Origin of the sequence: Actinoplanes italicus, assembly GCF_003001815.1 — a bacterium.
In the GTDB taxonomy this organism is placed as follows: Bacteria; Actinomycetota; Actinomycetes; order Mycobacteriales; family Micromonosporaceae; genus Actinoplanes; species Actinoplanes italicus.
Window position 1 is genome coordinate 157,869 of sequence record NZ_PVMZ01000022.1, and the last position, 12,515, is coordinate 170,383.

At 69.8% G+C, this 12,515-nt stretch carries 13 protein-coding genes; 5 read left to right on the forward strand and 8 right to left on the reverse strand.

What is annotated here, in order from left to right:
- Positions 1-56: 56 nt before the first annotated feature.
- Positions 57-1,223: a sensor histidine kinase gene (locus CLV67_RS39930; protein WP_170154188.1), complete on the reverse strand. Its 1,167-nt coding sequence runs from the start codon at positions 1,221-1,223 to the stop codon at positions 57-59.
- A gap of 379 nt (positions 1,224-1,602) precedes the next feature.
- On the opposite strand from CLV67_RS39930, the gene CLV67_RS39935 reads away from it, so the two are divergent.
- A complete protein-coding gene (locus CLV67_RS39935; protein ID WP_239166115.1) occupies positions 1,603-3,192 on the forward strand; it encodes a methyl-accepting chemotaxis protein in 1,590 nt (529 codons plus the stop codon).
- Positions 3,193-3,196: 4 nt separating this feature from the next.
- Here CLV67_RS39935 and CLV67_RS39940 read toward each other — a convergent pair whose 3' ends face one another.
- From CLV67_RS39940 to CLV67_RS39950, 3 genes are all read right to left on the reverse strand, one after another.
- Entirely contained in the window at positions 3,197-4,249 is a 1,053-nt protein-coding gene (locus CLV67_RS39940; RefSeq protein ID WP_170154189.1) for a HAMP domain-containing sensor histidine kinase, read from the reverse strand.
- Positions 4,246-4,914 (reverse strand): response regulator transcription factor, encoded by a 669-nt coding sequence (locus tag CLV67_RS39945; protein ID WP_106328160.1) that lies wholly within the window; start codon positions 4,912-4,914, stop codon positions 4,246-4,248. The genes CLV67_RS39940 and CLV67_RS39945 overlap by 4 nt, the downstream gene beginning before the upstream one ends.
- Positions 4,915-4,987: 73 nt before the next feature.
- Entirely contained in the window at positions 4,988-6,649 is a 1,662-nt protein-coding gene (locus CLV67_RS39950; RefSeq protein WP_106328162.1) for a serine hydrolase domain-containing protein, read from the reverse strand.
- A 137-nt stretch (positions 6,650-6,786) separates the two neighbouring features.
- On the opposite strand from CLV67_RS39950, the gene CLV67_RS39955 reads away from it, so the two are divergent.
- Positions 6,787-7,833, forward strand: a complete 1,047-nt coding sequence (locus CLV67_RS39955; RefSeq protein ID WP_203736934.1) for a PKD domain-containing protein — start codon at positions 6,787-6,789, stop codon at positions 7,831-7,833.
- Between the two features lie 168 nt (positions 7,834-8,001).
- On the opposite strand, the gene CLV67_RS39960 is transcribed toward CLV67_RS39955, so the two are convergent.
- Genes CLV67_RS39960 through CLV67_RS39970 form a run of 3 tightly spaced genes read right to left on the reverse strand, consistent with a single transcriptional unit; the run spans position 8,002 to position 9,678 of the window.
- Entirely contained in the window at positions 8,002-8,385 is a 384-nt protein-coding gene (locus CLV67_RS39960) for a VOC family protein (protein WP_106328284.1), read from the reverse strand.
- 10 nt (positions 8,386-8,395) lie between these two features.
- The gene (locus CLV67_RS39965) at positions 8,396-8,938 is read right to left on the reverse strand and encodes an AAA family ATPase (protein WP_106328166.1); all 543 of its coding nucleotides are present in this window, start codon (positions 8,936-8,938) and stop codon (positions 8,396-8,398) included.
- 53 nt (positions 8,939-8,991) lie between these two features.
- The gene (locus CLV67_RS39970; protein ID WP_106328168.1) at positions 8,992-9,678 is read right to left on the reverse strand and encodes a helix-turn-helix transcriptional regulator; all 687 of its coding nucleotides are present in this window, start codon (positions 9,676-9,678) and stop codon (positions 8,992-8,994) included.
- 49 nt (positions 9,679-9,727) lie between these two features.
- Between CLV67_RS39970 and CLV67_RS39975 the strand changes: the two genes are divergently transcribed.
- On the forward strand, positions 9,728-10,417 hold the full coding sequence (locus CLV67_RS39975) for an alpha/beta fold hydrolase (protein WP_170154190.1): 690 nt from the start codon (positions 9,728-9,730) through the stop codon (positions 10,415-10,417).
- Positions 10,418-10,455: 38 nt separating this feature from the next.
- Here the strand turns inward: CLV67_RS39975 and CLV67_RS39980 are convergent, their stop codons facing one another.
- Positions 10,456-11,070, reverse strand: a complete 615-nt coding sequence (locus tag CLV67_RS39980) for a hypothetical protein (RefSeq protein WP_146169486.1) — start codon at positions 11,068-11,070, stop codon at positions 10,456-10,458.
- A 211-nt stretch (positions 11,071-11,281) separates the two neighbouring features.
- Here CLV67_RS39980 and CLV67_RS39985 point away from each other — a divergent pair, with 211 nt between their 5' ends.
- Positions 11,282-12,223, forward strand: coding sequence for a pentapeptide repeat-containing protein (locus CLV67_RS39985; RefSeq protein ID WP_106328174.1), 942 nt, complete (start codon positions 11,282-11,284; stop codon positions 12,221-12,223).
- Positions 12,224-12,278: 55 nt separating this feature from the next.
- A complete protein-coding gene (locus CLV67_RS39990; RefSeq protein ID WP_146169487.1) occupies positions 12,279-12,497 on the forward strand; it encodes a hypothetical protein in 219 nt (72 codons plus the stop codon).
- Positions 12,498-12,515: the final 18 nt, after the last annotated feature.

The following is a 12,515-nucleotide window of genomic DNA, read 5'->3' on the forward strand; positions in this document are numbered from 1 at the left end:
TCGGGAGCGAGACCTGCGGCGGCCCTTCCTGGCCGAGTCGACGTCAGCGGTGTCGTCTACCCCTGCGGCCGCTGCGGGCTTGTGGACGAAGCCGCACAGTCATCGCAGGCCGGCAGCGTGAGGCAGGCGGTGAACCCCTCGTCTGGTGTGCTGGCCAGCTCCAGCGCTCCGCCGTGGGATTCGGCGATGCCCCGGCTCACCGACAGGCCCAGGCCCAGGCCGGGGATCTGGGCGTCCCGGGCGTGGGCGCCGCGCATGAACGGTGTGCCGAGCATGGCGAGTTCATCCTGGTCGACTCCCGGCCCACCGTCGCGGACGGTGACGGCTGGCGACGGCCCGGCGCTGACCGTGACGGCGACCGGCTGGTCGCCGTCGCTGAATCGCAGCGCGTTGCTCAGCAGGTGCTCGACCGCGATCTGAACGAGGCGGGCATCCGCCCTCACCGGAACCGGGCTTGCCGGAACACATACCTGCAGACGGTCGTCGGGATCCCCCACGGCGGCGGCCGCACGTGACACGATGACGGAGAGGTCGATGGCCCGGCGCTCCCCGGTGAGCTTGTCCTGCTGCAGACTCGCCGCGTGCAGCAGGTTCTCCACCGTGCGGCACAGCCGATCGGTGTTGCGCCGGATCGCGTCGATGCGGCGCTCGAATCCGGGCGCGATCGCCTGGGGCATGTCGGTGAGGATCTCGACGGAGCCGACGATGTTGGCCAGCGGCGTACGGATCTCATGGGAGACCGCCAGGACGACATCGTCGTGGCCGGCAGCCGCCGGGAACGGCTGATGCGCTGCCCGGTGCCGCAGCCGGGTCTCCTCGTCGACACGATGAGCGATCGCGCCCAGCAGGCATCCGATCGCCTCGCCGTCGCGGCGCGGCACGTCGTCGAAGACGCAGAGTGCTCCCACGACCTGGCCTTCGTGATGCAGCGGCACCGCCGCCGCGAACCGCACATGCGCAACACCGGTGACGTCGTCGATCACGGTGTCCCGGCCGCCGGTCATCACGTGTTGCCATAGCGTCGCCGGGATCTCCGCGGGGTTGTCGATGCCGTGAGTGGCGATGACCTCGGCAACGGCCGCCACGACGATGAGGGCCATCGGCGCCCGGCAGGCCCGCGAGACGAGGTCCAGCAGCTGCGGCACGTCCGACATGGCAGCCAGATATCGGCCCGCGGCTGCCCGCCGGGCACCGACCGGGCCGGGCACTGTCGTGACCGTCATCCGGGTTCTCCTCCGCGCCTGCATTTCGCCGGGCAAACCGACGGTACAAACAATCGGCCCTTCACCAGGCGTTCTTACCCCGGTTCGCCGTTGTGGCCCGGGTGTGACGCCGGCGCATGCGCCGGGACCGCTTGCACCGGGCAGGCCTCGAGCCGACGACACGGTCGGCAGGGCCATCCCCACCGGCCCGTTTCGACGAGATTTCCCATGCGCGGGCATGCCGCCGCTGATCGGCCTAGCCTCGGAACCATGGGCACCTCCGGCCACGTTCAGCTGCGCGAACCCGTCGCGACAGTCGTGGATCGGCGGGCAGCCCGCGCCGGTGCAGAGGAGGCCGTGCCGAATGGCTGAGCCGGCGAGGACGAGGGGAGTCCGCCCCGTGCAGCGTCTGCTCGGCGACCGGCGGGTCAACACCAAGATCATGACAGCGGTCGGTGTGATCGCGGTGTTCAGCGTCGGCGACGGCTTGTTCGCGCTGGACAGCCTGGGCGCCACCAACGACCAGGTGAAGTCCGCGTACGTGATGAACAGGGAGCTGAACACCATCGGCAACCTGCGCAGTGCGGTCAACCGGGTCTGGCTCGGCATGGACGACTACCAGCTGGCGACCGGCGACGGCGAGCGGGCCGCCGCGGGAAAGGCGATAACCACGGCACAGGACCAGGTGAGCGAGTACGGCGAAGCCTACCGCGGGTTCCCGATCAGTGCGGTGGCCCGCGACGCGATCACCTCCTTCACGACCGACTGGGCCGCCTTCAGCGACGTGCTGACCACGGAGGTCCTTCCGCTCGCCGACGCCGGCCGGACGGATCGGCTGGCCGATCTGCGCCACGGCGAGCTGGCCGAGCGGATGATGTCGGTCCGTGCCGACCTGGGCACGCTCGCCGAAGAGACCGTGAAAGCCGGTGTCGAGCAGGAGGCCGTGGCCCAGAGCCGGTACGACACGACCCGGGCCTGGGTGATCGGGCTGCTCGCCACGTGCACCGTCATCGGGTTGTTGCTGGCCGCCGTCATCGCCCGGATGATCGTGCGGCCGCTGACCCGTACCGTCGAGGCGTTGTCCCGGATCGCCGGCGGTGACCTGACCACCCGCGTCCCGGTCGACAGCGCCGACGAGGTCGGCCGGATGTCGCTGGCCCTCAACTCCACCGCCGAGTCGATGGCCGGCATGGTCGGCCGGATCGCCGACAGCTCCACCGTGCTCGCCTCGGCCGCGGAGGAGATGACCGCTGTGGCCGCGCAGCTGTCCGCCTCGGCGGAGCAGACCGCGGTGCAGGTGAACACGGTGTCGGACTCGGCCGGTCAGGTGTCGGCGAGCGTGCGCACCGTGGCGGCCGGCGCTGACGAGATGGGCGTGTCGATCCTGGAGATCGCCACCAACGCCAACGAGGCGGCGGGTGTGGCCGGTGAGGCGGCCCGGGCCGCCACGTCCACCAATGCCAGCGTCGAGCGGCTCGGTGAGGCTTCCTTGCAGATCGGTACGGTCGTCGCGATGATCACGGCGATCGCCGAGCAGACGAACCTGCTCGCCCTGAACGCGACCATCGAGGCAGCGCGGGCCGGTGAGCAGGGCAAAGGCTTCGCCGTCGTCGCTTCCGAGGTGAAGGACCTGGCGCAGGAGACCGCGCGGGCCACGCAGCAGATCACCGCGCAGGTCGATGCGATCCAGGCCGAGAGTGGAGCCGCGGTCGCCGCGATCCAGGCGATCAGCGAGGTCGTCAACACGATCAACGACTACACCACGACGATCGCGGCCGCCGTCGAGGAGCAGACCGCGACCACCGCCGAGATCTCCCGCAGCGTCGGCCAGGCCGCCGACGGTTCGACGAACATCGCCGACACCATCGCGGCGGTGGCCGCCGCGACCCGCCAGGTCACCGAGGGCGCCACGGAGACCCAGCAGTCCGCTGCCGAGCTCGCCCGCACCGCCGCGGAACTCCAACAGGCCGTGTCGACCTACCGGTACTGACCACCTATGCCGTCGAGGTTCCTCGCAACAGGGTGAGCCGGAACGTGCAGCCGTCGCCGGCCGGGCCGGGTGACACCAGGGTGAGCGCGCCGCCGTGAGCCAGCGCCACCTGGTTGGCGATCGGCAGCCCGAGACCGGTGCCGGCCACGTCGGTACGGCTGCGCCAGAACCGCTGGAAGACACCCTCCTGCTCGGCCGGCGGGATACCGGCGCCGTGGTCGGTGACCACCACGGCGACTTCGGACGGCGTAGCCTCCACGCTGATCTCGACCGGGGATCCAGCAGGTGCGTATCGCACAGCGTTGTCGACGAGGTTGGTCACCGCCCGCCGCACGGTGGGCTCGTCGAACGCGCACTCCGCCACCTCCGGACCGCTGACCGAGAGCGTGATCGCCTTCGTCGCCGAGAGCACGCCGACCTCGTCGGCCACCGCACGGACCACCACCATCAGGTCGGCCGGGCGCCGCGCGATGGTGCGTGCCCGGCCGCGGGCGTCCACCAGCAGCTCGTCGATGGTCGACTGCATGCGCGCCGCCGCGGCGGCCGTGTTGCGCAGCCCGCGCCGGTACACCTCGATCGTCGGATCGGGGTGGGCCAGCAGCACCTCGGCGTTGGCCATCAGCACCGACAGCGGCGTGCGCAGCTCGTGACTGGCCTCCTCGATCAGCCGGCGCTGGACCTCGGCCGCCTGCTCCAGCCGTTCGAGCATCGCGTCGATGCTCGCGGCGAGCCGGACGACCTCGCTGGCCCCACGGTCCAGCCCGACGCGCGGGCTCAGATCGACCGCCGCCACGTTCTCCGTGACCACCCGGACCCGGTCGAGGCCGCGCACGGCCCACCCGGCCAGGCTCCAGGCGATCACGGCGGCCACCGGCGCGAGCAGGAACACCGTCCATGCCACCCAGGGCGATCGTTGCCCGGTGCTGGTCGTGACGAGGCCGCCGGTGGTCGTCTCCACCTCGACGTCGCTGATCACGACCACCACGAAGAGCACGAGCGCGGGCAGATAGCTGGCCAGGAAGCCCAGGATCGCGAACCGCGTGCGCAGCGACTTCACGATGCTTGCAGCCGGTAGCCGGCGTTGGTGACAGTGACGATCAGCGCCGGGTCTCCGAGCTTGCGTCGCAGGCGGCTCAGCATCACCCGTACCGATGCGGTGAAGGGGTTGACGTTGGCATCCCACACGTGTTCGAGCAGCGCCTCCGCCGACAGAACCTCACCCGGATGGTGCATGAAGTAGCGCAGCAACGAATACTCCCGCGCGGTCAGGTCAAGCAGCGTGTCCGCCCGCCACGCCCGGTGGGTGGCGAGATCGAGTGTCAGTTCACCGACCCGCAGGGTCGATCCGGCGCCGTCCTCACGACGGCTCAGCGCCCGCAGCCGCGCCACCAGTTCCGCGAAATGGAACGGCTTGACCAGGTAGTCGTCGGCGCCCGCGTCGAGCCCGGCAACACGGTCGGTCACCGCGTCCCGCGCGGTCAGCACCAGGCAGCGCCGCGGCCGGCGTAACAGCGGGTCATCCACGCAGCGCCGCAGCAGAGCCATCCCGTCGCCGTCCGGCAGGCCGAGATCCAGGCACACCACGTCATAATCGGTCACACCCAGCAGTTCCTCGGCGTCCGCACAGGTCCCGGCCACATCCACGGCATACGCCTCGTTGCGCAGGCCCAGCGCGACGATGCCGGCCAGATCCGGGTCGTCCTCGACGAGCAGGACCCGCATGCCACACCCCTTCTTCAACATCAAAATCAGTCTTGGGTACGGCCTGAGCACCCCTGGCCGAGCGTCTTGGCCGTCACCCCGGCCGTCGTGCCGTCGCCGTCCCCGCCGGACCCGAAACGGTCACCCGCCCACCGTCGAACTCGAGCGTCACCTCCGGCCCTGTCCCGGCCGGATCGTCCGGCCGATACCTGCCCGTCCCCACCGGCACCAGCGTCAGCGACGGCGGCCCGGCCGGCAGTTCCGCCCCCTCGATGGTGCTGTGCTCGTCAACCGCGTACCAGCCCAGCCGCGGACCGTCGCGAGTGGTCATCGTGACGTACGTCCGCATCTCGCCGTCGGCCACGACGGTGCCTCCCCCGGTCACCGCCGTGACCGGCCCGAACCTGTCCGCCACCGCCTCGCGTTCCTCCCGGCCCTCCCTGGTGCGTCCGGCGAGCACGCCGAGCACCCGCTGCTCATGCCCCCGCAGGTCCCTAGCCGAGAACCGCCCCCGCGGCGGGAACAGCACACTGACCGCGTCGGGACCGCTCGCCTCGATCCGCGCACGGCCGTCGACGATCGTGACCTCGAACGACCCGCCCGTCTCGAGGCTGTACTTCCCGGCGAGCGCGGCCGGGTCGCCACCGCCGGCCGGGGCGGTCGGCACCGGCAGCGGCTCGCCGGCCACCAGTGCCGGCACCGTCGCCGCGAGGAGCTCCTCGGCGGTGAGCACCGCCCGGTTGGACGACAGGGCGATGACCTGGTCACGTCCGGGAATCCAGACGACGGCCGTGTTGTGGCCGACGTCCCCGCCCCCGCCCGCAGCGGCCACGATCGGCCGGCCGTAGACCGAGGCGTCGAAGGCCACCCAGCCGCCCAGCGTATGCGACCGTCCCTCCCCCACCGTGTGTCCCGGCTCACCAGCGAGCCCGGCCAGTTCGCCCGTGAACAACGCGTGGGTCCACGTGGCCAGCTCCTTGGTGGTCATCGCCATCGAGCCGCTGCCCTCGGTCGTCCAGTAAGGACCGGCGAAGTCGTTGGACCGGCCCGGCTCACCGTCGTCGAGATACCCGGCGGCGACGGGCCCCGCAGCAGCGGGCCGGCCGTGCCAGAACCCACCCACGACGCCCCCGGGCAGGGTGAGAACGTGCTGGAGCATGTAATCCCGGTACGACATTCCGGACACGGTGTCGATGATGATCGCCAGCAACGTGTACCCGGCGTTGGAATAGGCGTCGTCGGTGCCGGGCGGGAACGCCTGCTCCAGCCTGTTGATCGCGGCGATCGCGCCGGCCCGGTCGAGGGGCTGATCGTCGGCGCCTATCGAGCCGCCGACGCCGCTGGTGTGCAGCAGCAGATGCCGCACCGTCGCCTCGGCCACCGGGCCGGTGACCGCCGGCACGAGCTTGCCGGCCCGGTCGTCGAGGGACAGTTTCCCGGCGTCGGCGAGCCGCAGGATCGCGGTGGCGGTGAACGCCTTGCTCACCGAGCCGATGCTGAACACCGTGTCGACGGTGTTGCGGGTCCCGGTGGCGTCGTCGGCCACGCCGTAACCGGCCAGGCAGTCGAACCGGCCTCCGGTCGAAACGGCGACCGAGCCACTGAACCCGGCCCGCGCCCACGCGCCGAGCACCGCGTCCAGCGTCGCGTCACACGGTGCCATCACCGGCGGCGGCTTCTGATCGGCGGCACAGCCCGGCAGCACGCCGATCAGCAGAGCCGCCACCGTTATCCGTACGGACTTGAGCATCCCCATGCCGCGACGCTAGGGACCACGCTGCGAACGTGATGTAAACGAGCTCCCTTAGCGCTCTCTTAGCCGGGCTTTAACCCAGCCGCGTCGAGACTTCGGGCTTCGTCGATTGATTGGAGTCCACAGTGGCAAGACACGGGGTGAGCCGATCCGCAGCGATCGTGGCGGGGGTGATGGTCCTGCTGTCCGGAGCCGTACCGGCTCATGCGGCCGAGGCGGCACCGACGCACGACGCCTTCGCCGACCGCATCACCATTCCGCCGGCGGGGTTGCCGTACGCCGACCTCCGCGACTACCGGAGCGCTACCCGGGAAGCCGGAGAACCGGCGTCCTGCACCTCCGGTTTCACCGGCTGGTACACCTGGACGCCTGCCGATCCCGGCTCGGTGACTCTGCGGACGAACCCGGGCAGCGCGGGCATCGCGCTCTACACCGGGTCCACGCTAGACCGCCTCGGCCTGCAGAAGTGCAGCATCATGTACAGCTACACGCCGATCACCTTCGCCGCACAGGCCGGCACCACCTATCAGATCGCGGTGCTCGGCGACGGCAACGACGAGCACACCCTTCACCTGGAGGTGGCCCCACCGCCGGAGATGACCTTCTACCACTACCCGGAGCAGCCGGACTCGCTCAACCCGATCAGCTTCAGCAGTTCCGGCGGCGACCCGGCAGGCGCCGGCATCACCTCCTACGCATGGGACTTCGGCAATGGCACCACTTCCACCGAGGCGAACCCGGTGCACCGGCTGCCCGCCGACGGTGACTACCCGGTCAAGCTGACCGTGCGCACCGTGGACGGGCGCAGCGCGACCGAGTCCAAGGTGGTGCCGGTGCGTACGCACGATGTCGGCATCGTCAAGCTGACCGTGCCCAAGCGGGCCGGCCTGGGCCAGAAGATCCAGATACACGCCGACGTACAGAACCTCCGCTACGAGGAGAACGTGCGTGTACAGCTGGGGAGGGCCGCCGGCAACTCCGGTTGGACGACGGTCGACGAGGCCCGCAAGGTCGTGCCGGTCGGACGCCCCCGGCAGAGCACCCGCTTCACCTTCACCTACACCGTCACCCAGGACGACCTGGTCGCCGGCAAACTGATCTTCAACGCCACCGCTGACCCGGATCCGAACCGCGACGCCTACACCATCGACAACGAACTCCGATCCGCCACCGTCACCATCAGGTAGGCCTCACCTCAACGAGCGGGTGATCTTCTGGTCACCCGCTCAACCTGCAACGGTGGGGGCAAGCTTCGAGCTGGGTGTCAACGGCACCGAGCTATGGCATGTGGATCCGGTGGCCGGGCACAGCGTCGGTCCTCGGCGAGCAGGCCTCAGGCTGGTGAGACAGGCCCGTCAGGCGACGCAGAACTCGTTGCCCTCGGGGTCGAGCATCACCACGTGGCCGAGTTCCCCGTCGTAACGCTCGTCGCGCACCTCCATGGCACCGGCACGCACGAGGTCGGCGACCTTCGTACGGATGAGGCGTTCTCGTTCCTCAAGATCCCAGGGCGGCTCTCCGGCCACCCGGATGTCGATGTGCATCCGATTCTTGGCCGTCTTGCCCTCCGGCACGCGCAGAAAACCGATGGCGGGCCCCACCCCGTCCGGGTCGATGATCGAGGCGCCGTCCGGCTCGTCGTAGCCGGGCTCGGGCGCATAGCCGAGCGCTGTCGCCCAGAACGCCGCGATCCGGTGGGGGTCGGCGGCGTCGCAGCCCAGCGTCCAGCGCATCGCCATGTCCGGCACCCTACCGCTGCGCGGGTCGGAGGGCGGCGAGCACCGTTTCCAGGCGATCGTCGAGCGGCCCGCTCAACTCCAGAACGGGGGTGTCCGGCCAGGCGTCGAGCGGGTCGTCGTACACCAGCTCCAGAAGCGCGTCGTTCATCCGCGCGCGAAGGCCGGGCAACTCCGTGTCGGGCAGGATCCGGTCCGTCTCCGCCGTGATCACCGTAATCACCAGCAGGTCAAGGGTCGCGAATACCGAACGCAGCGCGGCGGCATCGGCCTCGTCCGAGGGATCCGCGCCGTTCGCGGCAAGGTAGGCGAGATAGTCGAGCGGCGTGCGATCAAAAACGGCCCCGGACGGCGTCGGCGACCGCAGGCTCCGAATCGAGCACGCCAGCATCGCCCGGTAGTCGGCCGCCGAGGGCGGGAACGCGAAATCGTACCCCTGCTCCTCAAGGACGTAGTAGGGCTCGTCGGTCAACGTGTGTCCTGGCAGACGTTCACACAGCGTCTCGGCCAGTGTGGTCTTCCCGGTTCCGTGCGTCCCGGAGATCGCGACCCGCATACGCACCCCCTAACCCTGATCGAAAGCCGACAAATCCTACAACGATGACGGACTCAGAGATCGCTGACGGGCTTCGCCGTCACCGGTGGCGTACCGATGTCCTCGACGGGGATGGCGGCCGACGGATCGCTGGTCAGATGCGCCGAGATGATGCGATCGAGGCGGAACCAGCGGATCTCCAGCCGGGCCTGACAACGACCGACGAGAAACCAATTTCCCGCGGTACGGGCTACGACCACCGGATCGATGCGCAGCGAGTCGTCCTCGCCGGAGTAGCGAAGCACGACGACCCGCTGCTCCTGCAAAGCCCGCTCGACCGCACGCCGGATCCGGGCGTCCCCCGGCGGCTCGGTGTGATCGATCCACACGCGGTCGTTCATCAGCGCCGCCCGGTCGCGGGCCTGGCCGTCCATGACGCTGAGCGCCTTGGCCAGCGCGGCCCGGGCATGGCCGTCGAAGGGCTGCCCCCGGTGGGCCGCCACGGCAGCGGCCAATCCCGCGACCTCGGCGTCGGTGAAGTTGACCGGCGGCAGCGTGGCGGCCCGGTCGACGACATACCCGCCGCCCGGCCCCGGCCGTGCCCGCACCGGAAAGCCGCCGTGCTGCAGCGTCGAAATGTCCCGCTTGATCGTCCGAGCGCTGACCTCGAAGACCTCGGCAAGGCGCTCGGCCGTGCGACCGGCCCGGCCGGCGCGCCGCAGTTCCTCCCTGAGCGCGTAGAGCCGGTCGGTGCGATTCACCGGGAAATGGTGACATACCCATGACATGCCAGTGAGTGACGATCAGGTCATGAGCAACGCGATTCTCTTCATCAGCGGCGCGGGCCTCCCGGCATGGATCTGGGCCGACGTCCGGAAGATCATGGGCCCGTCGTACGACACGCGAGTCGCCACCCGGCCGGCGATCAGCGCCGCGACCGGGCTGCGTGACTATGCCGAGGCCGCCCTCCGGTCCGCGCCGGCGGGCCGGTTCACGATCGTCGCGCACTCGGCCGGTGGCGTGATCGGAACGGAGGTGGCCCGGCTCGCGCCGGATCGGGTCAGCGCGTTCCTGGCCGTGACGGCGGTGCTCCCCCGGCCCGGAGGATCGTTCCTCACGTCGATGCCCGTGCCGAACCGGTGGGTGCTCGGCGCGGTGATGCGCGTCGCCGGAACCCGGCCGCCGGACGCCGCGATCCGGCGGGGACTCGCCGACCGGCTCGACGCCCCGATCGCCGATCGCCTCATCCAGGACTTCGTCGCCGAATCACCCGGCCTGTACCGCGGTAGGACCAGTCACCAGTCCTGGACCGGCCGGCGTGGATACGTCTTCACGGGCCACGACCGTGAGCTGCCACTCGCGATTCAGCAGCGATCAGCTCGAGTGTTCGCCCCCGGCACCGAGGAGCACCTCGCCACCGGCCACCTGCCCATGCTCGAGAGCCCACAGACCGTAGCCGGAGCGATCACCCGGTTCACCGGCGTGAGCGTCAACCGCTGACACGTGCGCCGAGTCGATCGTGGCCGGCTCGGTGGCGGTCACGGCCCGGGACGAAGCCGTGGTTCCCTGGTCGGCCACACCGCTTCCAGTCCGTGATCGGTGGCGTAGAACAGGTGAGGCCGCAGCTCGGGGACGTCTTCCAGTTCGCGCCCCAGTCTGTACAGGGGAGCTGAGCTCGCCGCCAGGAACGGCTGGGCGGCGAGCATTGCCCGGAGATCCGCGAACCGCCATTCCGTGCGCAGCAGCTTCCTCGCCCGTACCAGCAGCTGAAGTCCTTCGATGGGAATCCCGCTCACATAGACGTCGCCCGTCGGCGGCAGGTCCGGCTCCGGTTCGGGAGGCAGGGCGAATCCGGAGCGCAGCCACGCCTCGAATCCGGGGGCGATGACATGAAGGTCGACCTCGCCGCGGCTGCCCAGGTCGCCCATGAACACGGGGCCGCCGCCGTCGCAACTGAGGAAGAATCCGCGATCGCCTTCCTGGCCGACCATGAGGTAGCCCGGGAGCCACTCCCCGATCCCGTAGGTGGTGTTGCGCTCCGGCAGGGATTCCCGGCAGTACATCATCAAGACATCGGCGTCGACGTCGTCGATGACCGAGGCCAGCCATCGCTGGTAAGCGGCGTCCGTCCGGGAAATGAGCTGCTCGACCATCTCCACCACATCCCGACCCGGCACCGGCCTGTCAGTTTACCGATCTCCGGGTTCGGAGCAGCTTGCCGCTCGGCGCCGACGGAACCTGGTCGATCACCGTCACCGTCGCGGACTGCAGGACGTGCCGAGGTTGGCCTTGACCAGGTCACACAGCTCCCCGGCGAGGTCGAGCATCTATCGCGTGTGGACCGCGGCGTATTCAATAGACTGAATGGAACGCATCCGTAGGCAGCTCAGGTCGTCGCGTACCGCCCGGACCAGCGGTTCGAGCTCGACGGAGACACGGTCGGACTACTGGGAGCGCGGCACCGCGATCGCCGGGATCTTCTCCGTCCTGCTCGTCGGGGTGGGCCTGATCCTGACCAACGACTTCAACCTGAGTCAGCTGGCGCAGCAGCAGAAGGTCGCGCAGGAGCAGCAGGACCTGGCGCTCAAGGGTCAGCGAGCGGACCGCTTCGTGCGGGCGGTGGACCAGCTCGGCCAAGAGGAGGACGACAAGCTGAGCGTACGACTCGGTGGGATTTATGCCCTCGAGGCGCTGATGAAGGAGTTCCCGGCCGACGAGAACATGGTGATCGAGGTGCTGTGCGCGTTCGTCCGCTCACACGCGCCCTGGACCGACGATCCGGCCATCCCGCCCGCGACTCCCGATGTGCGAGCCGCGATGACGGTTCTGGGTCGCCGGCCGGATCCGGACAACCACATCGCCCTGGACTTCAGCAACACCACGCTGCTGGGACTGAAGCGCTTCAACCTGCCGGGCGCCAACTTCCGTGGAGTGGATCTGTCGGTCTCGAACTTCACCGACTCGGTGCTGCCCCGCGCGGACCTGCGCAACACCGACCTCACGAACTCGTACTTCAACCGGGTCGATCTCCGGGGGGCCGACATGGAAGGTGTCGTGCTGGACTCGGCGGAGCTCCAGGCAGCGAATCTCTCGGGCGCGAACCTCCGGAACGTGGACTTCACCGGCGCTGACCTGAAGGGTGCGGATCTCTCCGGCGCGGACCTCACCGGCGCCCGCGCGTCGAGTCTGACCACAGCTCAGCTCGCCTGCACGAAGGTAGACGCCGCCACCCGGCTCCCGGCCGGGGTGGAACCACCGGCAGCCGGCGCCTGGCAGCAGAAGAACTGCGCCGTGGACACCGATTGAGCCTTCCCGCTCGCCGGGATCACCGGCGATGTCCACGGGTGACGGAATCGCCACCATGCGCGCGGACGTTGCCATGGCGAGGTTGGAACGGGCCCTCGTGCCCTACTACTGGCTGGCCGCGGTCTTCGGTGTTCTGTGCTTCATCGCCAACGTGACCCTGAACGACGGCGCGGGCCGTCTCATCGCCCTCGTGTGGGTGGTGCTCATACCGCTGTGGACCATGCGATACATCCGATACCGCAGGACACGTCGCGGTGACGGCTCCGAGGGATGACCGCGAGGCGTACGGTGC

What these genes read in the sequence shown, in the direction of transcription:
- CLV67_RS39980 (WP_146169486.1), bottom strand. Translation starts at nt 11,070, where the DNA reads ATGGTCGAGCAGCTCATTTCCCGGACGGACGCCGCTTACCAGCGATGG.
- CLV67_RS39985 (WP_106328174.1), top strand. Translation starts at nt 11,282, where the DNA reads ATGGAACGCATCCGTAGGCAGCTCAGGTCGTCGCGTACCGCCCGGACC.
- CLV67_RS39965 (WP_106328166.1), bottom strand. Translation starts at nt 8,938, where the DNA reads ATGCGGGTCGCGATCTCCGGGACGCACGGAACCGGGAAGACCACACTG.
- CLV67_RS39975 (WP_170154190.1), top strand. Translation starts at nt 9,728, where the DNA reads ATGAGCAACGCGATTCTCTTCATCAGCGGCGCGGGCCTCCCGGCATGG.
- CLV67_RS39945 (WP_106328160.1), bottom strand. Translation starts at nt 4,914, where the DNA reads ATGCGGGTCCTGCTCGTCGAGGACGACCCGGATCTGGCCGGCATCGTC.
- CLV67_RS39950 (WP_106328162.1), bottom strand. Translation starts at nt 6,649, where the DNA reads ATGGGGATGCTCAAGTCCGTACGGATAACGGTGGCGGCTCTGCTGATC.
- CLV67_RS39990 (WP_146169487.1), top strand. Translation starts at nt 12,279, where the DNA reads ATGCGCGCGGACGTTGCCATGGCGAGGTTGGAACGGGCCCTCGTGCCC.
- CLV67_RS39930 (WP_170154188.1), bottom strand. Translation starts at nt 1,223, where the DNA reads ATGACGGTCACGACAGTGCCCGGCCCGGTCGGTGCCCGGCGGGCAGCC.
- CLV67_RS39960 (WP_106328284.1), bottom strand. Translation starts at nt 8,385, where the DNA reads ATGGCGATGCGCTGGACGCTGGGCTGCGACGCCGCCGACCCCCACCGG.